The sequence below is a fragment of the Duganella sp. CT11-25 genome (assembly GCF_047302815.1).
Lineage (GTDB): Bacteria > Pseudomonadota > Gammaproteobacteria > Burkholderiales > Burkholderiaceae_D > Rugamonas.
Genome location: NZ_JBKBFD010000001.1, coordinates 2,304,350 through 2,328,649, shown reverse-complemented (window position 1 = coordinate 2,328,649; position 24,300 = coordinate 2,304,350). Strand labels below are relative to the sequence as shown.

Sequence of the window (24,300 nt, the reverse complement as noted above, 5' to 3'; positions counted from 1 at the left end):
GCCACGGTTTTGCTCACTTAAGCGACGCTTAAGCGCATTGCAGTGCAACAGGAAGTTGCTTGACTTAATTAGAATGATCGTTCATTCTATAGTTTGTGCTCATTATTTCTACAGAAAGTTTCATATATGGAAGCCTTTTTCTGCAAGCCGTCCCTGCGGACGGCCGGGGCCGCAGCCCTGATCACTGCAACCGCCCTGGTGGCCGGTTGTTCCAAATCCACGACCGGAGCACCTCAAGCGCAGGTGGCGGAAGTGGGCGTTTTTAAGGTGGCGCCGGAAGCGCTGCAGATCACCACCGAACTGCCGGGCCGCACCGCTGCTTATCAAGTAGCCGAAGTGCGCCCGCAGGTCAGCGGCCTGATCCAGAAACGCCTGTTTGTCGAAGGCGCCGACGTCAAGGCCGGCGTCGCGCTGTACCAGATCGATGCGGCCACCTACCAGGCCACCTACAACTCGGCCAAGGCGGCGCTGGCCAAGGCCAAGGCCAACCTGATGACCAGCGGCCCGAAAGTGGCGCGCTACAAGGACCTGGTGGCGATCGAAGGCGTGAGCCGCCAGGACTACGACGACGCCGTCGCCGCCAACGAGCAGGCCAAGGCCGATGTCGAATCGGCCGCCGCCGCGCTGGAGCAGGCCGCGATCAACCTGAAATACACCCATGTCGACGCGCCGATCAGCGGCCGCATCAGCCGTTCGTCGGTGACGCCGGGCGCGCTGGTGACGGCCAACCAGACCACCGCGCTGACCACCGTGCAGCAGCTCGACCCGATCTATGTCGACGTCACCCAGTCCAGCGAAGACATGTTGCGCCTGAAGCGCGAAGTCGAAAGCGGCGGCCTGAAAAAATCCGGCGCCCAGGCCAAGGTGACGCTGCTGCTGTCGGACGGCAGCAAGTACGCCGAAGCGGGCAAGCTGCAGTTCTCCGATGTGACGGTCGATCCGGGCACCGGCAACGTGACGCTGCGCGCGCTGTTCCCGAATCCCAAGCATGATCTGCTGCCGGGCATGTTCGTACGCGCCGTGGTGGAGTCGGGCACCGACGAAGCGGCCATCGCCGTGCCGCAGCAGGGCGTGACCCGCAATGCCAAGGGCCAGGCCACCGCGCTGGTGCTGAACAAGGAAGGCAAAGTCGAGCAGCGCACGCTGGTCACCGGCGGCACGCTGGGCGACAAGTGGCTGGTCAAGTCTGGCCTGAACGCGGGCGACCTGCTGATCGTCGAAGGCGTGCAGAAAGTTAAACCGGGCGCGCCGGCCAACGCCGCCAAGCCTGCGGCCGCCGTTGCCGGCACCGGCGCCGCGCCCGCCGGCGGCGCGATGTCTCCGAACGCCAAGAGCGCTCACTAATCCAGGAGATATCTTATGTCCCGTTTCTTTATTGACCGCCCGATTTTTGCATGGGTGGTCGCGATAGTGATCATGCTCGCGGGCGTGATCGCGATTCTCGGCTTGCCGATATCGCAGTATCCAAGCATTGCGCCGCCCTCGATCTCGATCAGCGGCTCGTATCCGGGCGCCTCCGCCAAGACGGTGGAAGACTCCGTCACCCAGGTCATCGAGCAAAAGATGAAGGGGATCGACGGCCTGCGCTACATGTCGTCGTCGAGCGATTCGACCGGCGGCATCAACATCACGCTGACCTTCAAGAGCGGCACCAATCCCGACATCGCCCAGGTGCAGGTGCAGAACAAGCTGCAACTGGCGACGCCGCTGCTGCCGACCGCCGTGACCCAGCAAGGCCTGGTCGTCGCCAAGGCCACCAAGAACTTCCTGATGGTGCTGGGCTTCGTGTCCGAAGACGGCAGCATGAAGCAGGCCGACATCGGCGACTACGTCACCGCCAGCGTGATCGATCCGATCAGCCGCGTCGAAGGCGTGGGCGATGTCACCAACTTCGGCTCGCAGTACGCGATGCGGATCTGGCTGGACGCCGCCAAGCTGCAAAGCTACCAGTTGACGCCGGCCGACGTGACCACCGCCATCACCGCGCAGAACACCGAGGTATCGGCCGGTGAACTGGGCGGCCTGCCGGCCATTCCGGGCCAGCAGCTGAACGCGACCGTGACCGCGCAAAGCCGTCTGCAAACCGTCGAACAATTCGGCGCCATCCTGCTGAAGACGTCCACCAGCGGCGCCACCGTGCACCTGCGCGACGTCGCCCGCATGGAGCTGGGCAGCGAAAGCTACAGCATCCTGGCGCGCTACAACGGCAAGGCCGCCAGCGGCCTGGCGATCAAGCTGGCCACCGGCGCCAATGCGCTGGAGACGGCCAACGCCGTCAAGGCCAAGGTCGCGCTGATGGAAAAGCAGTTCCCGGCCGGACTGAAGGCCGTGGTGGCGTTCGACACCACGCCGTTCGTCAAGCTGTCGATCGAGGAAGTCGTCAAGACCCTGGTTGAAGCGGTGATCCTGGTGTTCCTGGTGATGTACCTGTTCCTGCAAAACTTCCGCGCCACGCTGATCCCGACGATGGCGGTGCCGGTGGTGCTGCTGGGGACCTTCGCGATCCTGTCGGCGCTGGGCTACTCGATCAACACGCTGACCATGTTCGCCGTGGTGCTGGCGATCGGCCTGCTGGTCGACGATGCGATCGTGGTGGTGGAAAACGTCGAGCGCGTGATGACCGAGGAAGGCCTGTCGCCGCTGGAAGCGACCCGCAAGTCGATGAGCCAGATCAGCGGCGCGCTGGTGGGTATCGCCATGGTGCTGTCGGCGGTGTTCGTGCCGATGGCCTTCTTCAGCGGTTCGACCGGCGTGATCTACCGTCAGTTCTCGATCACGATCGTCTCGGCGATGGTGCTGTCGGTGCTGGTGGCGATGGTCTTCACCCCGGCGCTGTGCGCGACCATCCTGAAACCGGTGGCCAAGGGCCATCACATGACCAACACCGGCTTCTTCGGCTGGTTCAACCGCACCTTCGATCGCGGCACCAATAAGTACCAGGGCATCGTCGGCAGCCTGCTGAACCGCAGCGGCCGCGCGCTGGTGATGTACGCCGTCCTGCTGGCGGTGCTGGCCTTCGTCTTCATGCGCCTGCCGACTTCCTTCCTGCCGGAAGAAGACCAGGGCGTGCTGTTCTCGCAGATCCAACTGCCGACCGGCGCCACCCAGCAGCGCACGCTGAAAGTGATTGAAAAAGTCGAGGACCACTTCCTCACCGCCGAGAAGGATTCCGTGGCATCCGTGTTCGCGGTGGCCGGCTTCAGCTTCAGCGGCAATGGCCAGAACAGCGGCATCGCCTTCGTCCGCATGAAGGACTGGTCCGAGCGCAAGGGCGCCGAACATCGCGTCAACGCGATCGTCGGCCGCGCCATGGGCAAGTTCTCTCAGATCAAGGATGCGATGGTGTTCGCCTTCGCCCCGCCTGCGGTGCTGGAGCTGGGTAACGCCAGCGGCTTCGACCTGCAACTGCAGGATATCGGCGGCGTCGGCCACGAAGCGCTGATGGCCGCGCGCAACCAGATGCTGGGCATGGCTTCCAAGAGCCCGATCCTGGTCGGCGTGCGTCCCAACGGCCAGGAAGATACGCCGCAGTACAAGATCACCGTCGACCAGCAGAAAGCCACCGCGCTGGGCCTGGCCGTGGCCGATGTGAACAAGGTGCTGAGCACCGCCTGGGGTAGCGCCTACGTCAACGACTTCGTCGACCGCGGCCGCGTCAAGAAGGTGTACATGCAGGGCGCAGCCGAATCGCGCATGACGCCGGAAGACCTGGGCAAGTGGTTCGTGCGCAACGCCGACGGCCAGATGGTGCCTTTCTCGGCCTTCTCGACCGGCCAGTGGATCTACGCTTCGCCGCGCCTGGAACGCTACAACGGCCTGCCGTCGACCGAGATCCTGGGCGCACCGGCGCCGGGCCAAAGCTCGGGCGCCGCCATGGCGGAAATCGAGAAGCTGGCGGCGCAACTGCCGCCGGGGATCGGTTTCGAATGGACCGGCCTGTCGACCGAAGAGCGCGACTCCGGCTCGCAGACCACGCAGCTGTATGCGATCTCGATCCTGATCGTGTTCCTGTGCCTGGCCGCGCTGTATGAAAGCTGGTCGATTCCGTTCTCGGTGCTGCTGGTCGTGCCGCTGGGCGTGATCGGCACCGTGCTGGCGACGTTTGTGTTCAAATTGTCGAACGACGTCTACTTCCAGGTCGGCCTGCTGACCGTGATCGGCCTGGCGGCGAAGAATGCGATCCTGATCGTCGAATTCGCCAAAGAGTTGCAGGAGCAGGGCGTCGAGCTGAAACAGGCGACGCTGCAGGCGGTCAAGCTGCGCCTGCGTCCGATCCTGATGACGTCGATCGCCTTCGGCCTCGGCGTGCTGCCGCTGGCGATCAGCAGCGGCGCCGGCTCCGGCAGCCAGAACGCGATCGGCGTCGGTGTGCTGGGCGGGATGCTGTCGGCGACCTTCCTGGGCATCTTCTTCGTGCCGGTATTCTTTGTGCTGGTGCGCGGCTACTTCGCGCCCAAGCCCGGCCCGGCCGCCGCCAAGACTGTAGAGGTACATTAATCATGATAGTCATGAAAAAATCTTTCATCACGATGGCGGCGCTGGCGATGTTGGCCGGCTGCAGCCTGGCACCGGTCTATGAACGGCCGGATCAACCAGTATCCCAGGCCTGGCCTGCGGGCGACGCCTACAAAGGCGTGCCTGCGGCCGCGGCCGACGCCAAGCCGGTGTCGCAGATCCAGTGGCGTGATTACTTTGCCGACGACAAGCTGCGCAAGGTGATCGAGCTGGCGCTGGTCAACAACCGCGACCTGCGCGTCTCGGTGCTCAACATCGAGAAGGCCAAGGCGCAGTACAACATCGACACGGCGGCGCTGCTGCCGAAGCTGTCGGCCAACGTCGGCCAGACCGCGTCGCGCACGCCGTCCACCATGACCGGCACCGGCGAATCGGCCATCAGCCGCCAGTACACCGGCGGTCTGGCGATGGCCTCGTATGAGCTGGACTTCTTCGGCAAGGTGCGCAACCTGTCGGAAGCCGGCCTGCAGACCTACCTCGGCACCGAGGAAGCGCGCCGCGCGCAGCAGATCACGCTGGTGTCGGAAGTGGCCAACGCCTACCTGACGCTGATCGCCGACCAGCAGCGCCTGAAACTGGCGGCGGAAACGCTGCAAAGCCAGCAGACCACGTATGACCTGAGCAAAAAGCGTTTCGATTCCGGCGTGACGTCGGGTGTCGATATGTACGATGCGCAGACCAGCGTGGAAGCTGCGCGCAACGATATGGCCGTCTACACCGCGCAAGTGGCGCTGGACCAGAACGCGCTGACCTTGCTGGTCGGCGGCGACGTGCCGGCCGAGCTGCTGCCGAGCGGCGACCTGGAAACCGTCACGCAACTGGCGGCGATTCCGGCCGGCCTGCCGTCGGACCTGCTGCAATCGCGTCCCGACGTGCAGCAGGCCGAACGCGCGCTGCGCGCCGCCAACGCCAACATCGGCGTGGCGCGCGCCGCCTTCTTCCCGAGCATCTCGCTGACGGCGTCGGGCGGCAGCGCCAGCAACACCTTGTCCGGCTTGTTCAAGGCCGGCTCGTCGACCTGGAGCTTCATTCCGCAGCTCAGCCTGCCGATCTTCGACGGTGGCGTCAACCGCGCCAACCTGAACATCGCCAAGGCCGACCGCGACATCTCGGTGGCGCAGTATGAGAAGGCGATCCAGGTCGCGTTCCGCGAAGTAGCCGATGCGCTGGCCACGCGCGGCACGCTGGACCAGCGCGTAGCCTCGCAGCAGGCGCTGGTGCAAGCTGCCGAGAAGAGCTTCACGATCAACGAAGCGCGCTACCGCAAGGGCGCCGATACGTACCTGAACGCGCTGGTATCGCAGCGCGCGCTGTACGCGGCCCAGCAAGGGCTGATCACCACGCGCCTCGCCAAGACCAGCAACGCCGTCACCCTGTACAAGGTGCTCGGCGGCGGCTGGCAGCCGGAGCTCGCGCAGCCGCGCGGCTAAGGCCTCCCACGGCGGACGCCTTTGCGCGTCCGCCGCTTTGTTATACTCCTGTATCGCCCCAGGCAAAGACCTACCCAAGGAAGAGCGCATGACCACCACCACCGCAAAACGACGAACTGACCCGGAGCGGGCGCAGAACCGGCGCAACCAGGTGCTGCAGGCGGCTGCCGTGTGCTTTGCCCGCAGCGGCTTTCATGGCGCCAGCATGTCGGAGATCTCGAAAGAGGCTGGCATGAGCGCGGGCCACATCTACAATTATTTCGACGGCAAGGACGCCATCATCATGGCCTTCGTCGACCTGCAGTCCGAGCACGTGATGACGCAGTTGCGCGAACTGGACAGCCACGCGGACCCCTTGCAATCGATGATCGACGACGCACCGCGCCATATCGACGAGAACCTGGATCCGCACTTCTTCGAGCTGCCGATGGAGATGTGCGCCGAAGCCGCGCGCAATCCAAAGATCGCCGAGGCGCTGCGCGCCGCCGACGTGGCGGCGATGGAGAAATTCCGGCCCATCATCAAGCGCGAGCGTGAGCGGCGCAACCTGTCGGTGGACGACGAACTGCTCGACGGCCGTATCGACACCATGGTGTCCTTGTTCCACGGCCTGCCGATCCGCGCCCTGCATCGGCCGCAACTGGACCGCGCCAGCCTCGTGGAAGGCTACCGCGTCGCCCTCAAGGCCCTGCTGCTGACCTGATTTGTCTCGTAATGTTTCCGGCCGCTGCAAGCCGGAAGCGCCTGTTGTACCATGTCTGATCTCCCATTCCTGCCCTCGGAGCATCATGACTTCCTACGTTATCCCCGCCCATGACATCGTCGGCCTGCCGGTTGCCGGCACCAACGACCTGTTCCCGGTACGCCGCGTCTACTGCGTCGGCCGCAACTACGCCGCCCATGCGCGCGAAATGGGCTACGACCCGGATCGCGAACCGCCATTCTTCTTCTGCAAGCCGAACGACGCCCAGGCCGTGATCGCCGTCGCGCCGGGCCAGGTGCTGGAGCTGCCGTATCCGCAGGTGACCAACAACCTGCACTACGAGTGCGAACTGGTGGTCGCCATCGGCAAGGGCGGCAGCAATATCGCCGTGGAAGACGCCGCGCAGCACATCTTCGGCTATGCGGTGGGTCTGGACATGACGCGCCGCGACCTGCAATTCAAGATGCGCGACGCCGGCCGCCCGTGGGAAATCGGCAAGGCCTTCGACTACTCGGCGCCGGTCGGCGTGATCCATCGCGCGGCCGAAGCGGGCGAGATCAACAAGGCCGCGATCCAGCTGGACGTGGACGGCGTGACCAAGCAGTCGGCCACCATCGACCATTTGATCTGGTCGATCAGCGAAACCATCGCCAACCTGTCGACATTGTTCGCGCTGGCGCCGGGCGACCTGATTTTCAGCGGCACTCCGGAAGGCGTCGGCGCGGTGGTGCGCGGCCAGACGCTGACCGGCAAGGTCGAGGGGCTGTCCGGAATCGCCGTCAAATTGGTATAAACGATTTATAGCCGGGCATCAATGGCCGCCAGCGCGGCCAGGGAGCCCATCGCCAGGCCGATATCGCGCGGGCTGGCGACCTGCGGCTCGCGCGGATTGATCCGGATCATGCGGCCGTTGTGATGCTGGATCACCTGCTGGCCGAAGTGGCGCACCGACGGTATCGCGGTGCCCGCGCCCAACTCGATCACCAAAGGCCGGCGGGTCTTATGCAGCAGCGCGTGCAGACGTGACTCCTGCATCTGCGCGCGCCGCTCGTTCCAGCCCCAATCGCCGAACATCAGGATATTCGGCCGCGCCATCGCGCCGCAGTGCGGGCAGCTTGGCGCCGCGTTGAGCAGGCGGAAGGCATCGGCGTCCACTAGCGGCATGTAGCCGTCGGCGCTCCAGATGTCCGGGCCGCAGGGTTCCAGGCATTGCAGGTGGTGGATCGAGCCGTGGCATTCGTAGATGCGCTGCGGGTCGAAGCCGGCGCGCTGGAACTGGCCGTCGACATTGCTGGTGAAGACGCCATAGCCATGGTCCATGCGCTCGCCCCAGTTCTTGAGCAGGCCGAAGCCGGCATGCGGCTGTGTGTCGCGGTAGAGTTGCAGGCGGTGGCCGTAGAAACCCCAGGCCAGCGCCGGATCGGCGCGGAAGGTGGCGGGCGAGGCGACGCTGGTGAACGCCATCTTCGCGCGGCCGAGGGCAGGGTAGGCTTTCCAGAAACCATCGTCGCCGCGAAAGTCGGGAAAGCCGGAATCGACGCCCATGCCGGCGCCGGCGGCGACGATCAGAAAGTCAGCCTGGGCGACCAGATCGGCCGCTTGGGTTATCAGTGCGGTGGAGTCGGACATAAGGTTTTCATCTTACGGCTATCAAGACGAAAAGCAAACATGACAAATACTTAAAGCCGCTGCTATAATTCCAAATTCGTCGGGGCGTAGCGCAGCCTGGTAGCGTACTTGCATGGGGTGCAAGGGGTCGGAAGTTCGAATCTTCTCGCCCCGACCAATAGAATCAACAGCTTAGGCCAGTCTTCGGACTGGCCTTTGTTGTTTTTGCAAGTCTGTACCCCAACAAATACCCCAACAAACTTCATTTAGCGGTCAAACCCAGTCTCACGATTTTCTGCGGGTGTTGGGGGACAACGGCGACTGGCGTGGATACGGCTTTCTACCCAGGCCAGCACCTCTTCCCGAACCCATGCCGAAGCGTGCCTGGTTATCTTAACCCGTGCAGGGAATTCGCCGCGCTTGGTGTAGGCGTACACGGTGCTGCGTGATAGCCCGCAGATCGCCACTACTTCCTGCTGGGAGTAAGCGCGGTGCGGGACTGAAAAATAGCGTTGCGAACTGTCTATGCAAGGTGAACGAACTAATTTTCTTCGTTCTAAATTGGATCTCCAGCGAGCTTGGAATTCCTTACCTGTGCCGCGAGGCCGTACCGCTTCACAGCTTTCTTCACTAAGGTATCGAACCAAGCTGGAGCTTCTGGTGCGACTACGACGCTGCGCAGGAGGGTAACAACCAAGCGCTATCTGGGCTCCGCCACGGGTTTCTCAGTGACGCAGGCCAGTGACCGCGAACCTACCGCTATCAGCGCAGCAGAATGCTGCTTGCCAACCTTGCCCCTCGTGGGCCGACAACGTGTGCGAGGCACATCCCATGGACCTTGGGTAATTGGTCCCACCGCGATCAGGCTTCTACAAGGAGCGGATCGCGGCGCCATACGCGCATGCGGCGCGGGCAAGCAGTGAACATACCGCATACACGGGCGTGGTGTCCCGGGGCCTTTACAAACCGTCCTTGCTGCGGCAAGCACGGCGGCCAGAAATACTTACCTGACTCGATCACACCAAGTTTGATTTTAGGAGCATGCAATGCGCGATTTGAACTAGCAACTCAAGCAGCTGTGCGACCGCAATCGCGATGGCAGCTATGCAACCGCGATGGGGCTAGCGCCCCAGCACTCATCGGCCTGATTCGGACCAAAGAGCCAGAGCTGGCGCAGCTACTGCTCCAGCCCGGCCTTCTTGCCGTCTGTCTGGAACAAGCTGCCGCTGCCGGCGGTGTCCCAGTTGGTAATCACCAGTTTCTTGCTGACCTGCTGCGGGCCGTCGGTGTTGGCCACCCAGTATTTGATGTCCAGTCCGTCCATGTGCAGCCCGTTAAACGCTTCACGGATGGCGGGGTGGTCATTGATCGACACCATAACCTTGCCCTTACAGGAGCGCATGAAGTCGGCCATCTGCACGTATTCGTCGAACGCGAAGTCCACGTCGTAGAGGACGAGACCGCAGGGCTGTGATATGCTCCATTTCCGGCCATCCAAGCCAATTGGGTAACTATTTTTGCAGATTTACCCATAATCGCTTTCGGTCTTCGATGTAATCCAAAGTCAGCTGGATCTCGTGCGTCAACCGATTGTGTATGGCCGATGATGGCAGAGTCCAAGTGGCTTTGAGGGCGGTGAGAATCCGAAACGAAATCGGAAAATACGGCCTGAATTTTCGTAGCTCGAAAATCGCGGCAATTTGGCGATCAACTTTCGGGACGCCATTAGTACCGCCATTGTCCACAATATCGTTGATCAGCCTGTGATAGGTCTCGAACTGCCTCGCCGCGTTCTCCTGCTTCTTGATCGAAATCCAGCCAAATGTTGCCCAAGCTAGCGGTATGAGGGCTAATACCACGCTTGCTAGGCCAGAGTAGGTATTGGCTGCGTCAAAAATATCTTTAAAAGTCATCTGCGCGTCCTTAGTTAAGCGGATGCGTATTGTAACAAGGCAGCGGTGCCCATAGAGCTCCAGCGGGCGGGCTTGTGAAAGCGGGCGCAGTGGCCGACGCAACATGCCCGAGTGGGGCCGGCGCAGGTCATCGCGGTTCCAGCTCGGAACGGGCGGCCACACCAAGGAATCACATGAACAAGCACCAGCATCCATCCAACAGCGACTTGCTGGGCGCGCCAAAGGGCTGGGGCCAGGGCGCGCTGCCATGCTCCGCGCTGCCGATCACCCGTGTGACCTACGATGGCGTCGCCGCCGTGGTGTTGTACTGGAAACCGACCGCCGACGAGCTGGCCCTACTCAACGCAGGCGGATTCATCGAGCTGAGCGTGTTGGGCGAGACGATGCCGCCGGTCATGCTGGCAGTAGTCAGTTTTACTACTAGCGCTTGGCGTTGCTGCGCAAGTTCGCAAGATCTTCCGCGACAACATTGGCGTCGATTTGCTGAATTCCTTTGTTAATCGCCTTGGCAAGAAGTTGGCTCGCTTTTGGAGTGGATGGCTCCGTATTGGTGAATGTGTTGTATTGTCGAGTATCCAATCGCTTGTTGCTATCTTTATCAACTAGTCCAACAACAGCCCAGCCGATCGAAATACCGTTTAGCACCTGTGAGTCTCCAAGAACTTCAATCGACAGTCGATTTTTGTTCAGGAAGGCGCAAAGCTGATCCGATACCATCCACCCTCCATTGTTATTTAGCGCTTCATTCACGCCATTGTTCGCGAGGTGGTTAAAGGTGCACGCGTTCGCGGATGCCGAGAAAGCCGAAAGCACCAAGGCTGCAGTTATAAAATATTTTCTCACTGGTGTCCTTCTTAAATAGTGGTGGAATGGCAATGATGTACTATGTATTGCATTATGGCAAGTTATTGGGGCTATAGCGATGTCCCAGGAAAAAAGGGGGGCGTGGTAGGCAAGGGAAAGCTGGGCCGTCGAACGCGCCCGACGCCACCGGTATCCTTCGCTGACCCGCTGACCGCCCGCTACGCTCCCGCATCCGAAGTGCTCAAGTGGATGCGCGCCGAGATACTCCTCCATTGTCTGTAGCTGAGTAGATTGGCATGAGAGGATTTAGATGGCGCGGCTTCAGACGCTCAAAACCCGCATCGGGTCGGTAGCGGTAGTAGAAGGGGATAGAGAGCGTATTGTCGCCTCCGTCTACAATATCGTCACCTTGACGATGTCCAGGAAATTTTCCTCCACCGATTGCCATCTCATGCTTCCTTGTTAATATTGTTTTGCAATGTCGTCGCAGGGGCGTTGTCGAAAAACTCGGTGTATCCTCACCAATACTAGATGGAACATGCAGCCTTGGCGGCTACTTCCACTCGTGTTTGACGCAAATCAAGCGGCAATGACTTTCATTTGGATATCATTTCCAAATGGAAAAGCCACCCGCAAATATCGATCACACCTGGTGCCGGCGTCGCGACCGCCTGACGGCGCAGCGTATCGATGTCAGCCTTGTATTCCTGGAGATGCTGGGCGCGGCAGATGCTTCCGAATATCTGGCGCGCTGTGAGGTTCCCGCCGGGATCTCCAGCCGCGTCCTGGTCGACGGGCGAGGACGGCGCCGCGATGGCGATTGCTGGCTGCAAAACGGCTAAGTCCATCGCGTTGTAGCGTGGGCTGACCTGTGGTCAGCTTGGGAGAAAGAGTTTCAGTATCGCCGGTAGTAGTTGGGCGAAGAAGATCGCCGACACGACCCACAAGATGATCGTGGACTTGGCCTCGGCGACATCAGCCTTCGTGGCGCTGTTTGCTTTCAAGATCGCCACATCGAACTTGATGGCCGCGACGTCGGTCTCCAGTTTTTCGATCCGTTTTTCCATGTTCCCATCATACTCGCTCAAGGACATGGCGCACTCCCCGGCGCGAAGCCGAGCGACTCCGCTTTGGCGATGGTGGTCGAGGCCGGGAGTGCGTAGCCCAGCGTGACCAGCGGCAGCATCGGCTGGTAGGGCACCGGGTCGCAGTCGCCGCCGCCCGGCGCGCACACACGGGCGCGCACGAAGCGGATGCAGTTGGCTCCGTTCGGATTGGCCGCGCAGTTGATGCGCGCGCGCGCCGGACAGGCGGGCAGGTCGGCCGTCGCGATCGGCACCAGCGTCATGCTGCCGTTGGCTGCGCGCGACAGCGAGAGGTAGTCGATGCGGATGTGGGCGTCGGTCACCGGTTCGCCCAGCAGCAGCGTGCCCGGCGAGTCGCGCAGCACCGCGTCCTGCCGCACGGCGTTCATGACGGCGGCGTCGCTAAAGTCGCTCACGGCGGCGGCGTAGGCGGCGCGGCGCGTGGCTTCCTGCAGCGTGTTCGACAGGTACAGCGCGCGCGCCAGTTCGATCACGAAGAACAGTACGCCGAAAAAGACCACCACGCTGAGCGCGAATTCGGCCGTGGTCGCGCCGCGCCGCGCGGACCCCGACCGGCATGATGGCGGCCTAGTTGCCCACATAGCGCATGGTGCTGCCGGCCTGCAGCAAGCTGCTGCCCAGGTACGGCACGTAGTAGCCGAAGATGTCGTTCTGGACCACGATCTGGATGTCGACCCTGACCAGGTTCGGCAGCGCCAAACCCAGGCACGGCAGGCCGTCGCACCGGATGAAGACGAACGGTCCGTTGCCCGGTCCCGGATTCAATCCCGCCAGCTCGGCGTTCGCGATGGCCTGCGCGACGGCGACTTCGTTGGCGGCCTGCGCGGTGCTGCGCATGTTGACGGCGGCCGCGCTGGACAGGTAGCGGACGGCGTCGCGCGCGGCTTTTTGCGCCACTTCGTAGTTGTACAGTACGCGTCCGTAAAACATGATGTAGGCCAGCAGCATCAACAGCACCGGCAGCGTCAGCGCCAGCTCGACGGCGGCGGCGCCGCGCTGCCGGCGGCCTTGTGCCTGCGGCCTCATCGCAGCAACTCCACCGCGCCGCCCAGCGCCGCCGGCGCTGCCGTGCCGGCGAATTCGGCGCTGATGCTGCTGTTGGTGGCCGCCACCGTCATGAAGAATCTGCCGACCGCGAGCACCGTGGCGCTGGCCATGCCGCCGGCCGCGACCGGACACGACAGCAGTGCGACGTTGAGTACGCGGCGGCCCGCCAGCCCGGGCTGGCGGGCCGCCGCCGGCGCCTGGAAATGAATGCCGTTCAGCGCCAGATATGGGGTCGAGGTCGGCAGCGCCGACGGGTAGTTGTTGGCGGTCGGCGGCCCCGGCGTGTACAGGCTGGACCAGGCGGTGGCGGCGAACGGTGCGTAGCCGGCCGCCGGTTCCACCGGCGCCGCCGCGTATGCGGCAAACGGCACGGCGCGCGCATAGGCCCACAGCGGGCCGTACAGCGTCGCCGTGTTGCCGGCGTCGCCGGGTAGCGGGTCGGCGCGCGTCCATAGCCTGGTGTTGCCGCTGGTCCATGGGGCGGCCGTCTGCGCGCCGGGCGTGGCCAGCATCCAGGCGATCGCCGTGTGGACATAGGGCTTGACGTTGCTGTCCGGCGGCGCGCCTTCCGGCGTGCAGGCGTTGCCGTCGTAGAGGTCCAGGCGCGAATTGAGGTGCTTGTACAGCGCGCCGATCGGAAAGCCGCGCTGCACCGTGATCTGGCCGCCCAGCACGCTGGCCATCGGCATGTTGCCGCTGCAGACGAACGGGCCGGTGACGGCGATGCTCATGTTGGCCGCCGAGCCGGCCACGCCGGGCGGCGACAGCGGGTCGATGAGGAAGTTTTCCGGCGTCGTGCCGCCGGGATTGAGCTGCATCAGGTCGTAGGCCACGCCGCGCCGGAAGCCGTACTCGACCAGTTCGTTGAAGGCGGCGTTGCCGCTGACGTTGGCGCGCGACGCAGCCGGCGTGGCCGACTGCGCGCAGATCGCCAGCGGCAGCACATTGGTCGAGGCGCGTCCGGCCACCGCGCGCGCCGCCGTGCCGACGCTGGCCAGCGTGCTCGATACCACGCGGATGAACGCGGTACCGACGTTGCCGATGTCGCCCAGCGCCCTGGTGTCGACCTTGGCGAACAGCACGCCGGCCGGCGCCGCCTGCGCCGCCGCCGCGTCCAGCCAGGCGGCGTCGGGCGCGCCGGCCGTGGTGCTGAAGCGCAGCGCGCTATTGGACCAGGCGACCGGCAGGTTGTTGTACTGGTAGGCGTGGTTGTTGGCCGTGAGGTTGGCCTGGGTCAGCGCGCTGGCGACGCCGGCGGCGGTGCCGTTGAGCGTGCGCGCGGCGGCCAGCGCGGTGGCGTCCGCCAAAGCCTGCAACTCGGCCTTGCGGTTGTACACCAGCGTCAGGTCGAGCGCGAACCCGATCAAGCCCATGATGCCCAGCACCATCAGCCCGAACATGATGGCGATGGCGCCGCGCTGCCGGCGGCAGGGTAGGGCGGTGTTGCGCATGGCGCCTCCTGAATGTGACTAGGGCAGATTTTATCCAGCAGGAAATATTGACGGTTGATGCGGCACAAGAAGCAGGCTACTGACAGAAACTGTCGCAGCCCGGCGTTAGCATTACTGCATTGCCAACCTTTACGGAGAAACACGATGAATCCGAACTATGTGCTGCTGTACGTCGACAACCCCGCGCTCAGCGCCGCCTTCTATGCCGACCTGCTGGCATTGCAGCCGGTCGAGTCCTCCGCCACGTTCGCGCTGTTCGTGCTGCCGTCGGGACTGAAGCTGGGGCTGTGGTCGCGCCACACGGTGGAACCCAAGGCGCTGGCCTCCGGCGGCGGCAGCGAGCTGGCCTTCAGCGTCGGCGACCGCAGCGTGGTCAACGATATGTATGCCGACTGGTCGGCGCGCGGCCTGGCCATCGCCCAGCGCCCGGTGGCGATGGACTTCGGCTACACCTTTGTCGCGTTCGACCGCGACGGCCACCGGCTGCGGGTGTTTGTGCCGGAATAGGGAGGCTTGCCCTGCCGGTCATTTGACGGCATACTCGGCGGATATTGTTCAATGAATAACATTGCAAGTAACTAGTCACTCCTCTTTCATAGGTGAACTCAATGTCCGCAACCGCCCTCCGTTTCAAGCAAGTGGTCGAATATCCCTTGCCCGCCTCCAGCCAGACGCACGAGGTGGCGCAGATCGCGCCGGATCTGCTGCTGGTGTCGCAGCAGCCGTCCGGCGCGCTGGTGAAGGTCAGGCTGGACCTGCTGTCGGGGCGGCCGCTGCAGTCCACCGCCCATGTCATCGACAGCCCCTTTTCCGGCCTGCACGGCTTGACCGTGTCGCAACGCCATCCTGGTTGCCTGTGGGTCACGCAGCAGTTCTCGTCCGAACTGCTGTTGATCGATCCGGTGGCCGAGGACTTGGCCGCCGCGCCGGTGGTGCTCAAGCGCATCGCCTTGCCGCAGCCGGCGCGCGGTCCGCATGTGGTGGTGGAGGATGGCGATACCTTGTGGGCGTCGTGCAAGGACAGCCACCATGTGATCCAGATCAGCGTCGAGGCGCCGGCCAACTACCGGCTGATCCCGTGCCCGCCGCGGCCGATCTTTGTGCAGGTCCATCCGCAAAGCAAGGCGGTGTACGCGACGCTGGACCAGTCCAGCGCGATCTTCTGCATTCCCGCCGACACGGCGGCTCAGCCGCACCCGATCGCGATTCCGGCGCAATACGGCTCGACGCCGGTGGGCATGGTGCCGGGACCGGACGGCAACCTGTGGTTCGCGCTGCTGGGCAACAGCACCGGCGGCGCCGGCAGCTTCGGGCGCATCCTGGCCAGCGGCGACATCGAATGGTTCCAGCTGAGCGGCGCGCCGGCCCAGGGCGCGGGCTTCATCCACCTCGGATTCGCCCCGGCGGACCAGGGGCAGCTCATCTATCTGCTGGCCTCGTCGATGGCCTCGATGTCGGCGCTGAACGCCGTGGTCGAGCTCAGGATGAGCCAGGATTACGGCAGGGTCGAGTCGCAGCAGACCATCGCCTTCCCGTCCCCGCACAGCATGACGCACCGGGTGCTGTGGACGCCGCAAGGCATCTATGCGACGGAGCTGGGCACGTGCAGCCTGGTGCATCTGCGGCCGGCGCGTTCGCCGTACGGCGAGGGCATCAACGAGCTGGCCGATCCGTATTCGCTGTGGGGCTGCGGCGTGCCCGCGACGACGGTCCGCTATGCCGCGCCGGACGACGAACGGTAACTAGCAAAACAGCGGCCATCGGCCGCTGTTCCGATCGCCGGCGAATTCCCGTTGACACTGAAAATCATTGGATGCTATATTCGCTGGCAAGGATTGGTAACGTTTCCAATCCGGCTGTCGCTCACCCTCGTCTCTTCGCCCCGCGAAGTTGCCGGCGCCTTGGGCGGCGCCGGTTTTTTTACCGGCAAGTTTGCTACAAGGCGGAGCAAGACGGTAGTATCGAGCATCGAATTCAAGTACTGAACCATACGCACGCGCCGGGGATACATCGGCGGGCAAGGAGACTGGATGTACAAGCAAAGTACGGGCGCTTCGCGCATCGCATGGACCTTGCTGGCGATGGCCGCGTTCACCGTGGCGGGCAAGAGCGAGGCGGCGGCAGCGGCGGCGCCCAAGGCGGAAGTGATGCACTGGTGGACCTCCAGCAGCGAATCGGCCGCCGTGCGCAAGTTTGCCGACGCCTACCGCGCGGCCGGCGGCACCTGGGGCGATACCGCGATCGCCGGCGCCGACCAGGCCAAGGCGGTGGCGATCAACCGCATCGTCGGCGGCAATCCGCCGACCGCCGCCCAGTTCAACACCACCAAGCAATTCCGCGACCTGATCGACCAGGGCGTACTGAACAACGTCGACGACATCGCCGTGCGCGACCGCTGGGAGCAGCTGATGCCGGCCCCGGTGCTGGACGTGATCAAGGTCAAGGGCCACTTCTACGCGGTGCCGGTCGACATCCATATGTCGACCTGGATCTGGTATTCCAAGGCCGCGTTCAAGAAGGCTGGCATCGTCAAGGAGCCGGTCACGCCGGACGAACTGTTCGCCGCGCTGGACAAGCTGAAGGCCGCCGGCCTGGTCGGCCTGGCGCACGGCGGCCAGCCGTGGCAGGAAAACATCCTGTTCCAGGCCATGCTGGCCAATGTCGGCGGCAAGGAGCTGTACCTGCAGATTTTGCGCGACCGCTCGCCCAAGGCCATCAATTCGGAAGCGTTCAAGAAAGTGCTGCTGGCCTTCAAGCGGCTGCAGGCCTATGTCGACGCCGGCTCGCCCAACCGCAACTGGAACGACGCCACCGCCATGCTGATCAGCGGCAAGGCCGGGGTGCAGATCATGGGCGACTGGGCCAAGGGCGAGTTCGCCGCCGCCAGGCAGTCGGCCGGCAAGGACTTCGGCTGCATCGCCGGCCTCGGCCCGAACGTGCCCTACCTGATCCAGGGCGACGCCTTCGTGTTCCCGAAGACCAGCAACCCGGACGCGGTGCGCGCGCAGAAACTGCTGGCCACCACCATGCTGGCGCCGGCCGCGCAGCTGGAATTCAACAAGCTCAAGGGCTCGCTGCCGATCCTGAGCAACGTCGACGCCTCGAGCATGGACGTGTGCGCGCAGGCGGGCATGGCGATCATGAAGGACAAGACGCGCGCGGTCGGCATGATCGAAGTGTTCCTGACGCCCGACCAGAACGGCGCGCTGCAGGACGTGCTGACCACCTATTGGAATACGCGCATGCCGGTGGAGAAAGTGCAGAAGGGGATCGTGTCGGCCTTGCAGGATTGAACGGCGCGCGCAGCCGGCTTGTCATGTTCAGGCGCGATGGGGTATGCTTGCCGCCGCACAGGATGAACGGATAAAGGAACTCGTGGCAACTATCAAAGACGTAGCCCGGCTGGCGGGCGTAGGCCTGGGGACCGCGTCGCGCGTGATCAGCGGCAAGGGTTCGGTGTCGCAGGCGACGATAGACAAGGTCAGGAAGGCGATCGAGGAACTGGAGTTCCGCCCGTCGCACGCGGCGCGTTCCCTGTTGTCCGGCAGTTCGCAGATGATCGGTGTCTACATCCCTTATCTGAGCGGCACGTTCTACACCCCGATTTTGCAGTCGATTTACACGGCGCTGCGGGCCTCCGGCCTGAACATGGTGGTGGCCTTCGGCATCGGCGACGGCGATGCGCGCAACCAGGCGATCGAAGGCGTGAACTTTTTGATCGAGCGCGGCAGCGACGGCCTGATCGTCATGAGCAACGCGCTGGAGGACGAGGATTTTGTGACGCTGGGACCGTTCCAGTCCAAGGTGGTGGTGATCAACCATGCATTCCCCAGCATTGCCGAGCAGTGCTTCACGGTCGATCACGATGCCGGCGGGCGGTTGGCGGCGCGTACCTTGCTGGAGCAGGGGCACCGCAAGATCGCCGTGATCGCCGGCCGCGCCGCCGCGCAGGATAACCTGGACCGTATCGCCGGCTTCATGGCGGAACTGGAAGCGGCGGGCGTCGAGAGCGCTAAAGTGTGGATGGAGGACGGCGAGTTCACGCCGGAAGGCGGCCGGGCCTGCGCCGAGCGCTTGCTGAAGTCGGGCTACGAATTTACGGCGCTGTTTTGCGCCAACGATGAAATGGCGGTAGGCGCCTTGTCGTGCTTCCAGCAGGCCAGGGTGGCGGTGCCGGAGCAGGTCTCGGTGCTGGGGTATGACGACACGCACAGCGCGGAATTCACCGCGCCATGCCTGACCAGCGTGCATATCCCGTGGAGCGAGATGACCTTGAACGGCCTGAATTTCCTGCTCAACCAGTGCTATGAGCTGGGCCGGCCGGTGGAGCGCGAGTACAAATTGCACGTGACGGAACGGGCTTCGCTGGCGCCCGCGCCGGCAGGTAAAGCGGCGTAAAAATCAGGGTATGCGCTGGTCGCATGCTCTTTTTTTGTAGTATATTGGAAACGATTCCATTGAACGGAGGCAGGATGCTCACAACTCGATTGCTCGGAATAGCCAGCCTCGCCGCAGCCATGCTGTCCGGCGCCGCCCCGGCGCAGGCGCAAGCGGCTTTGCCGATGCTGCATACCGAAGGCACCAAATGGCTGGCGGCGGACGGTTCGCAGCCGGCGCTGCGCGGCGTCAACCTGGGCAACTACCTGATCCAGGAATTCTGGATGATGGGGCAGGGCGGCGCCGGCATCGACGACCAGTGCAAGCTGGAGGTGGTGCTGGACCGGCGCTTCGGCTACGCCGAGCGCGAGCGCCTGTACGCGCTGTACCGCGACAACTGGATCAAGCCGCGCGACTGGGACATGCTGACCAGGCTGAACCTGAACCTGGTGCGCCTGCCCTTCATCTACAGCGTGGTGGAAGACGAAAAGCATCCGCGCCACCTGCGCGCCGACGCCTGGAAGTACCTGGACAACGCCATCGCCGAAGCCGAGAAGCGCGGCATCTACGTGATCCTCGACCTGCACGGCGCCGTCGGCAGCCAGGGCTGGGAGCACCACAGCGGCTGCGCCGGCAAGAACAAATACTGGGACACGCCGGAATACCAGGAGCGCACCATCTGGCTGTGGCGGCAGATCGCCGCGCGCTACAAGGACCGCGGCGCCGTCGCCGGCTACAGCATCCTCAATGAACCGTGGGGCACCACGCCGGAAAACCTGGCCGTGGTGATGGCGACGCTGTACCAGGAAATCCGCGCCGTCGATCCGAATCACGTCATCATCCTGCCCGGCCATAGCAAGGGCATCGACGCCTACGGCAAGCCGTCCGAACAGGGCATGCGGAACGTCGCCTTCGAGATGCACCCATACCCCGGTCACTTCGGCTGGGGCAAGCCGGGCGTCGATGTGCACCGCGACTGGCTGACCTGCTCGGGCAGCGGTGACAACGTTTGCAAGTGGAAGACCAAGCTGGAAGGACTGGACACCGCCTTCTTCGTCGGCGAGTTCCAGCCGTGGGCCTTCATGGGCCCGGAGCTGGGCGGCCAGGTCACGCGCGTCACCTACGACACCTATGTCGCCAACGGTTGGGCCACCACCGCGTGGGCCTATAAGCTGGTCAGCAACAAGGGCGGCCAGGGCAAGGGCACCTGGGGCCTGGTGACCAACGCCCCCGGCGCAAAGATTCCCAAGCTCGATTTCAACACGGCCTCGCTGGCCGACATCGAGAAACTGTTCCGCCTGTTCGGCAGCGTGCCGTATCAACCGCAGCAAACCGCCATCAAGTGGATGAACGCCCCCGTACCGCCTACTCCCTTCGCTAAATAACTATGACAATGATTCTTACCGACCTGCCTACGGCGATCAAGCGCTCCGATTTTTCCAGCGACTTCCTGTGGGGCGTTTCCACCTCGGCCTACCAGATCGAAGGCGCGGCCGCCGTTGACGGCCGCGTGCCGTCGATCTGGGACACCTTCAGCGAAACCCCGGGCAAGATCCGCGACGGCGCCACCGGCGCGGTCGCCTGCGATCACTATCATCGCTGGGAGGAGGACCTGGACCTGGCGCAGTCGATGGGCATGAACTCCTACCGCTTCTCGATCGCGTGGACGCGCATCTTCAACGGCGTGGACAACGAGCCGAACGCCAAGGGCCTGGCGTTCTATTCGAAGCTGGTGGACGGCATGCTGGCGCGCGGCCTGCAGCCGTGGTGCACGCTGTACCACTGGGACCTGCCGCAGTACCTGGAAGACCAGGGTGGCTGGGCCAACCGCGCCACCATCGACGCCTACCTGCACTACGTCGACGTGATGACCAAGCACCTGGGCGACCGCATCAAGCACTGGATCACGCACAACGAACCGTGGTGCACGGCGATGCACGGCAACTGGGACGGCATGCACGCCCCGGGCAACAAGAGCCTGCCGCTGGCGCTGCAGGTCTGCCACAACGTGCTGGTGTCGCACGGCCGCGCCGTGCCGCGTATCCGCGCCAATGTGCCGGGCGCGAAGGTCGGCATCGCATTGAGCCTGCATCCGGTCAAGGCGGCCAGCGACAGCGCCGCCGACAAGGAAGCGGTGGTGCGCCACGACGTGCTGCGCAACCGCTGGTTCCTCGATACGCTGTATGGCCGAGGCTATCCTGAACTCGCGCTGCAACTGGTCGGCAAGGACGCGCCGACGGTGGAGGCGGGCGACATGGCGGCGATCGCCGTGCCGTGCGATTTCCTCGGCGTGAACTACTACTTCCCGGAAGAGGTCATCGATGCGCCGGATGAGTACCCGCTGCGCACCCGCATCGTCTATCCGCAGGACCGCCAGCGCACCGACTTCGGTTGGGAGGTGTCGCCGGAAGGACTGATCGAGCTGCTGGAGCGCGTGGCGCGCGACTACCCGACCGGCGACCTGTACGTGACCGAGAACGGTTCCTCCTACGACGACCACCTCGACGCCGACGGCGCCGTCAACGATACCGCGCGCCGCGACTACCTGATCCGCCACCTGGCGGCGATGCGCGACGCCATCGCGGCCGGCGGCAAGATCAAGGGCTACTTCGCCTGGAGCCTGCTGGACAATTTCGAATGGGCGGAGGGCTATCTGCGCCGCTTCGGCCTGACCTACATCGACTACCCGACGCAGCGCCGCATCCTCAAGCAAAGCGGCCAGTGGTACAGCGCCTTCGCGCGCGGATTATAAGCTGTCGCTCCCGCTTGCGCGGGAATGACGAGTTCACATTAAAGACGGAGACAAGTACCTGATGAAAAACACGCACAACCACATCCTGCGCCGCGCCGTGCTGGCCGCCACGCTGGCCATCGGCGCCAGCGCCATCGCCGCCGCACCGGCAAGCAAGCCGCTGGCCGACTGGCCGCACATCACCAGCGCCGTCAAGCAGGACAAGGCCATGGAAGCGCGCATCGCGCAGATCGTGGCGGGTATGTCGCTGGCGCAGAAGGTCGGCCAGATGACGCAGCCGGAGATCAAATTCATCACGCCGGAGCAGGTCCGCGAGTACAACATCGGCTCCGTGCTGAACGGCGGCGGCAGCTGGCCGCAAGGGAACAAGTACGCCACGGCGGCGGACTGGGTCAAGCTGGCCGACGCTTACTACGACGCGTCGATGAGCACCGACATGAAGATCAAGGTCCCCGTCATCTGGGGTATCGACGCCATGCACGGCAACAGCAATATGTACGGCGCCACGCTGTTCCCGCACAACATCGGCCTGGGCGCCGCGCGCGATCCGAAGCTGATCGGCGAGATGGCTAAATCGGTCGCCAAGGCGGTGCGCGCCACCGGCATCGACTGGGTGTTCGCGCCGACGCTGGCCGTGGTGCGCGATGACCGCTGGGGCCGCACCTATGAGAGCTTCTCGGAAGATCCTGCGATCGTCAAGGACTACGCCGGCGTCTACGTCAAGGGCCTGCAGGGCAATCTGAAGGGCGACAACACGGTGGTCGCCACCGCCAAGCACTTCGTCGGCGATGGCGGCACGGCCGAAGGCAAGGACCGCGGCGAGAACCAGTCCACCATGTCGGAGATGATCAACATCCACGCGCAGGGCTACTATCCGGCGCTGAAGGAAGGCGTGCAGACGGTGATGGCGTCCTTCAACAGCTGGAACGACGTCAAGGGCGGCTCCGACCACGGCAAGATGCACGGCAGTAAAGAGCTGCTGACCGACGCCCTGAAAACCAAGATGGGCTTCGACGGCCTGGTGGTCAGCGACTGGAACGCGATCGCCGAAGTGCCGGGCTGCTCCAACGACAGCTGCGCCGCCTCGATCAACGCCGGCGTCGACATGGTGATGGTGCCGGAACACTGGAAGACCTTCATCGCCAACACCATCGCGCAGGTGGAGAAGGGCGAGATCCCGATGTCGCGCATCGACGACGCCGTGACCCGCATCCTGCGCGTCAAGCTGCGCGCCGGCCTGTTCGACGGCAAGAAGCCGTCGCAGAACGCCTACGCCGGCAAGCAGGAAGCGCTGCAGTACCGCGACCTGGCGCGCCAGGCGGTACGCGAATCGCTGGTGCTGCTGAAGAATAACGGCGGCGTGCTGCCGCTGGCGCGCGGCAAGAAGATCCTCGTGGTCGGCAAGAGCGCGGACAACATGGCCAACCAGTCGGGCGGCTGGTCGCTGACCTGGCAGGGCACCGACAACAAGAATAGCGACTATCCGGTCAGCGACACCATCCTGGCCGGTATCCAGGACGCCGCCGGCAAGGATAACGTGACCTTCAGCGAAAACGCCGAAGGCATCGACATCGGCAAGTTCGACGCGGTGATCGCCGTCATCGGCGAGACGCCTTACGCGGAAGGCGACGGCGACATCGGCCCATCGGGCACGCTGCGCCTGTCGGGCCGCCATCCGGAAGACCTGGCCGTGCTGAAGGCCGTGGCGGGCAAGGGCAAGCCGGTGGTGACGGTGCTGGTCGCCGGCCGTCCGCTGTACGCCAACGATATCCTCAACCTGTCGGACAGCTTCGTCTCGGCATGGCTGCCGGGCACCGAGGGCAAGGGCGTGTCCGATGTCCTGTTCCGCAAGGCGAACGGCAAGGTCAACGTGGACTTCCACGGCAAGCTGTCGTTCTCGTGGCCGAAGTCCGCGTGCCAGTCGCCTTTGAACGTCGGCGACGCCGGCTACGATCCGCTGTTCAAATACGGCTACGGTCTGACCTATGCCAGCAAGGCCAGCGTGCCGGTGCTGGACGCCGGCTTCCCGGCCGGCGGCTGCGGCAAGACCACCTCGATGCCGGTGTATAACCCGTCCGACCGTTCGACCTACGCGTTGTCCGTCAACAGCGGCGGCAAGGACGTGGCGCTGGGCGCGGACCTGAACGCCGTGTTCAACCTGCCGACCGTCAAAGTGGAAACCGCGCAGATCAACACCCAGCAGGACGCCAAGCGCCTGACCTGGAGCGGCGCGGCAAAACTGTCGGCGACGTCGGCCCAGGCGCTGCGCCTGCCGGCCTTCGCCGGCACTGACGGCGCGCTGCAATTTGATGTTATTGTGTCGGCTGCGCCGCAGGGCAAGGCCAGCGTCGGCATGGAAACCGTGGAACTCGACGCCAGCGCTGTATTCCAGCGTTTGGCGGGCAAAGGCAAGCAGACGGTCAAGATCCCTCTGTCGTGCTTTAGCGCGAAGGGCCTGCCGCTGGCCGCCCTCAGCACGCCGTTCAGCGTCTCGGCCGATGCGCCGTTCGCAGCCACGTTCGCCAACATCCAGATCGTTGGCGGCGCCGCCAAGGACAAGGACGCGCTGGCATGCGGCGACTTTAAATAAAACC

22 protein-coding genes and 1 tRNA gene are annotated in these 24,300 nt (G+C 64.0%); 14 read left to right on the top strand and 9 right to left on the bottom strand.

Translation table 11 applies throughout. From position 1 onward, the window contains the following. Positions 1-126 precede the first annotated feature (126 nt). The 5 genes from ACEN9F_RS09830 to ACEN9F_RS09810 all read left to right on the top strand — a co-directional run bounded on the left by ACEN9F_RS09830 (position 127) and on the right by ACEN9F_RS09810 (position 7,441). Positions 127-1,344, top strand: coding sequence for an efflux RND transporter periplasmic adaptor subunit (locus ACEN9F_RS09830; protein WP_413419842.1), 1,218 nt, complete (start codon positions 127-129; stop codon positions 1,342-1,344). A gap of 15 nt (positions 1,345-1,359) precedes the next feature. Further along, positions 1,360-4,497, top strand: coding sequence for an efflux RND transporter permease subunit (locus ACEN9F_RS09825; RefSeq protein ID WP_413419841.1), 3,138 nt, complete (start codon positions 1,360-1,362; stop codon positions 4,495-4,497). Between the two features lie 11 nt (positions 4,498-4,508). Continuing rightward, positions 4,509-5,945: an AdeC/AdeK/OprM family multidrug efflux complex outer membrane factor gene (adeC, locus tag ACEN9F_RS09820; RefSeq protein ID WP_413419840.1), complete on the top strand. Its 1,437-nt coding sequence runs from the start codon at positions 4,509-4,511 to the stop codon at positions 5,943-5,945. Between the two features lie 88 nt (positions 5,946-6,033). Continuing rightward, positions 6,034-6,648: a TetR/AcrR family transcriptional regulator gene (locus tag ACEN9F_RS09815; RefSeq protein WP_413419839.1), complete on the top strand. Its 615-nt coding sequence runs from the start codon at positions 6,034-6,036 to the stop codon at positions 6,646-6,648. 85 nt (positions 6,649-6,733) lie between these two features. Then, a complete protein-coding gene (locus ACEN9F_RS09810; protein ID WP_413419838.1) occupies positions 6,734-7,441 on the top strand; it encodes a fumarylacetoacetate hydrolase family protein in 708 nt (235 codons plus the stop codon). Positions 7,442-7,446: 5 nt separating this feature from the next. On the opposite strand, the gene ACEN9F_RS09805 is transcribed toward ACEN9F_RS09810, so the two are convergent. Further along, on the bottom strand, positions 7,447-8,277 hold the full coding sequence (locus tag ACEN9F_RS09805) for an SIR2 family NAD-dependent protein deacylase (RefSeq protein ID WP_413419837.1): 831 nt from the start codon (positions 8,275-8,277) through the stop codon (positions 7,447-7,449). An 80-nt stretch (positions 8,278-8,357) separates the two neighbouring features. On the opposite strand from ACEN9F_RS09805, the gene ACEN9F_RS09800 reads away from it, so the two are divergent. Then, a tRNA-Pro gene (locus ACEN9F_RS09800) sits at positions 8,358-8,434 on the top strand. An 88-nt stretch (positions 8,435-8,522) separates the two neighbouring features. Here the strand turns inward: ACEN9F_RS09800 and ACEN9F_RS09795 are convergent. From ACEN9F_RS09795 to ACEN9F_RS09780, 4 genes are all read right to left on the bottom strand, one after another. Next, a complete protein-coding gene (locus ACEN9F_RS09795; protein WP_413419836.1) occupies positions 8,523-8,903 on the bottom strand; it encodes a helix-turn-helix transcriptional regulator in 381 nt (126 codons plus the stop codon). 530 nt (positions 8,904-9,433) lie between these two features. Further along, positions 9,434-9,700: an adenine modification methytransferase gene (locus ACEN9F_RS09790; protein WP_413419835.1), complete on the bottom strand. Its 267-nt coding sequence runs from the start codon at positions 9,698-9,700 to the stop codon at positions 9,434-9,436. A gap of 67 nt (positions 9,701-9,767) precedes the next feature. Then, entirely contained in the window at positions 9,768-10,169 is a 402-nt protein-coding gene (locus tag ACEN9F_RS09785; protein ID WP_413419834.1) for a hypothetical protein, read from the bottom strand. Between the two features lie 420 nt (positions 10,170-10,589). Continuing rightward, complete coding sequence (locus ACEN9F_RS09780; protein WP_413419833.1) at positions 10,590-11,012, bottom strand: hypothetical protein; 423 nt, start codon at positions 11,010-11,012, stop codon at positions 10,590-10,592. A 578-nt stretch (positions 11,013-11,590) separates the two neighbouring features. Between ACEN9F_RS09780 and ACEN9F_RS09775 the strand changes: the two genes are divergently transcribed. Continuing rightward, positions 11,591-11,815 carry a hypothetical protein gene (locus tag ACEN9F_RS09775; RefSeq protein WP_413419832.1) on the top strand — a complete coding sequence of 75 codons (225 nt, stop codon included), beginning with the start codon at positions 11,591-11,593 and terminating at the stop codon, positions 11,813-11,815. Positions 11,816-11,848: 33 nt separating this feature from the next. On the opposite strand, the gene ACEN9F_RS09770 is transcribed toward ACEN9F_RS09775, so the two are convergent. Genes ACEN9F_RS09770 through ACEN9F_RS09755 form a run of 4 tightly spaced genes read right to left on the bottom strand, consistent with a single transcriptional unit; the run spans position 11,849 to position 14,577 of the window. After that, on the bottom strand, positions 11,849-12,067 hold the full coding sequence (locus tag ACEN9F_RS09770) for a hypothetical protein (RefSeq protein ID WP_413419831.1): 219 nt from the start codon (positions 12,065-12,067) through the stop codon (positions 11,849-11,851). Beyond that, entirely contained in the window at positions 12,058-12,660 is a 603-nt protein-coding gene (locus tag ACEN9F_RS09765) for a TadE/TadG family type IV pilus assembly protein (protein WP_413419830.1), read from the bottom strand. The genes ACEN9F_RS09770 and ACEN9F_RS09765 overlap by 10 nt, the downstream gene beginning before the upstream one ends. Continuing rightward, positions 12,647-13,105: a TadE/TadG family type IV pilus assembly protein gene (locus tag ACEN9F_RS09760; RefSeq protein ID WP_413419829.1), complete on the bottom strand. Its 459-nt coding sequence runs from the start codon at positions 13,103-13,105 to the stop codon at positions 12,647-12,649. Before ACEN9F_RS09760 ends, ACEN9F_RS09765 begins: the two co-directional genes overlap by 14 nt. Further along, on the bottom strand, positions 13,102-14,577 hold the full coding sequence (locus tag ACEN9F_RS09755; RefSeq protein ID WP_413419828.1) for a pilus assembly protein TadG-related protein: 1,476 nt from the start codon (positions 14,575-14,577) through the stop codon (positions 13,102-13,104). The genes ACEN9F_RS09760 and ACEN9F_RS09755 overlap by 4 nt, the downstream gene beginning before the upstream one ends. 144 nt (positions 14,578-14,721) lie before the next feature. On the opposite strand from ACEN9F_RS09755, the gene ACEN9F_RS09750 reads away from it, so the two are divergent. The 7 genes from ACEN9F_RS09750 to ACEN9F_RS09720 all read left to right on the top strand — a co-directional run bounded on the left by ACEN9F_RS09750 (position 14,722) and on the right by ACEN9F_RS09720 (position 24,296). Beyond that, a complete protein-coding gene (locus tag ACEN9F_RS09750; RefSeq protein ID WP_413419827.1) occupies positions 14,722-15,084 on the top strand; it encodes a VOC family protein in 363 nt (120 codons plus the stop codon). Between the two features lie 101 nt (positions 15,085-15,185). Then, positions 15,186-16,319: a hypothetical protein gene (locus ACEN9F_RS09745; protein WP_413419826.1), complete on the top strand. Its 1,134-nt coding sequence runs from the start codon at positions 15,186-15,188 to the stop codon at positions 16,317-16,319. Positions 16,320-16,607: 288 nt separating this feature from the next. Beyond that, positions 16,608-17,870, top strand: coding sequence for an ABC transporter substrate-binding protein (locus ACEN9F_RS09740; RefSeq protein WP_413419825.1), 1,263 nt, complete (start codon positions 16,608-16,610; stop codon positions 17,868-17,870). An 82-nt stretch (positions 17,871-17,952) separates the two neighbouring features. Continuing rightward, on the top strand, positions 17,953-18,975 hold the full coding sequence (locus ACEN9F_RS09735) for a LacI family DNA-binding transcriptional regulator (RefSeq protein ID WP_413419824.1): 1,023 nt from the start codon (positions 17,953-17,955) through the stop codon (positions 18,973-18,975). Between the two features lie 74 nt (positions 18,976-19,049). Further along, entirely contained in the window at positions 19,050-20,339 is a 1,290-nt protein-coding gene (locus tag ACEN9F_RS09730; protein WP_413419823.1) for a glycoside hydrolase family 5 protein, read from the top strand. Positions 20,340-20,341: 2 nt separating this feature from the next. Further along, complete coding sequence (locus ACEN9F_RS09725; RefSeq protein ID WP_413419822.1) at positions 20,342-21,706, top strand: GH1 family beta-glucosidase; 1,365 nt, start codon at positions 20,342-20,344, stop codon at positions 21,704-21,706. Positions 21,707-21,767: 61 nt separating this feature from the next. Further along, positions 21,768-24,296, top strand: a complete 2,529-nt coding sequence (locus ACEN9F_RS09720; RefSeq protein WP_413419821.1) for a glycoside hydrolase family 3 N-terminal domain-containing protein — start codon at positions 21,768-21,770, stop codon at positions 24,294-24,296. Positions 24,297-24,300 lie beyond the last annotated feature (4 nt).

What these genes read in the sequence shown, in the direction of transcription:
- ACEN9F_RS09815 (WP_413419839.1), top strand. Translation starts at nt 6,034, where the DNA reads ATGACCACCACCACCGCAAAACGACGAACTGACCCGGAGCGGGCGCAG.
- ACEN9F_RS09725 (WP_413419822.1), top strand. Translation starts at nt 20,342, where the DNA reads ATGACAATGATTCTTACCGACCTGCCTACGGCGATCAAGCGCTCCGAT.
- ACEN9F_RS09755 (WP_413419828.1), bottom strand. Translation starts at nt 14,577, where the DNA reads ATGCGCAACACCGCCCTACCCTGCCGCCGGCAGCGCGGCGCCATCGCC.
- ACEN9F_RS09730 (WP_413419823.1), top strand. Translation starts at nt 19,050, where the DNA reads ATGCTCACAACTCGATTGCTCGGAATAGCCAGCCTCGCCGCAGCCATG.
- ACEN9F_RS09760 (WP_413419829.1), bottom strand. Translation starts at nt 13,105, where the DNA reads ATGAGGCCGCAGGCACAAGGCCGCCGGCAGCGCGGCGCCGCCGCCGTC.
- ACEN9F_RS09775 (WP_413419832.1), top strand. Translation starts at nt 11,591, where the DNA reads ATGGAAAAGCCACCCGCAAATATCGATCACACCTGGTGCCGGCGTCGC.
- ACEN9F_RS09720 (WP_413419821.1), top strand. Translation starts at nt 21,768, where the DNA reads ATGAAAAACACGCACAACCACATCCTGCGCCGCGCCGTGCTGGCCGCC.
- adeC (WP_413419840.1), top strand. Translation starts at nt 4,509, where the DNA reads ATGAAAAAATCTTTCATCACGATGGCGGCGCTGGCGATGTTGGCCGGC.
- ACEN9F_RS09785 (WP_413419834.1), bottom strand. Translation starts at nt 10,169, where the DNA reads ATGACTTTTAAAGATATTTTTGACGCAGCCAATACCTACTCTGGCCTA.
- ACEN9F_RS09810 (WP_413419838.1), top strand. Translation starts at nt 6,734, where the DNA reads ATGACTTCCTACGTTATCCCCGCCCATGACATCGTCGGCCTGCCGGTT.
- ACEN9F_RS09770 (WP_413419831.1), bottom strand. Translation starts at nt 12,067, where the DNA reads ATGTCCTTGAGCGAGTATGATGGGAACATGGAAAAACGGATCGAAAAA.
- ACEN9F_RS09825 (WP_413419841.1), top strand. Translation starts at nt 1,360, where the DNA reads ATGTCCCGTTTCTTTATTGACCGCCCGATTTTTGCATGGGTGGTCGCG.
- ACEN9F_RS09830 (WP_413419842.1), top strand. Translation starts at nt 127, where the DNA reads ATGGAAGCCTTTTTCTGCAAGCCGTCCCTGCGGACGGCCGGGGCCGCA.
- ACEN9F_RS09745 (WP_413419826.1), top strand. Translation starts at nt 15,186, where the DNA reads ATGTCCGCAACCGCCCTCCGTTTCAAGCAAGTGGTCGAATATCCCTTG.
- ACEN9F_RS09805 (WP_413419837.1), bottom strand. Translation starts at nt 8,277, where the DNA reads ATGTCCGACTCCACCGCACTGATAACCCAAGCGGCCGATCTGGTCGCC.
- ACEN9F_RS09750 (WP_413419827.1), top strand. Translation starts at nt 14,722, where the DNA reads ATGAATCCGAACTATGTGCTGCTGTACGTCGACAACCCCGCGCTCAGC.
- ACEN9F_RS09740 (WP_413419825.1), top strand. Translation starts at nt 16,608, where the DNA reads ATGTACAAGCAAAGTACGGGCGCTTCGCGCATCGCATGGACCTTGCTG.
- ACEN9F_RS09765 (WP_413419830.1), bottom strand. Translation starts at nt 12,660, where the DNA reads ATGTGGGCAACTAGGCCGCCATCATGCCGGTCGGGGTCCGCGCGGCGC.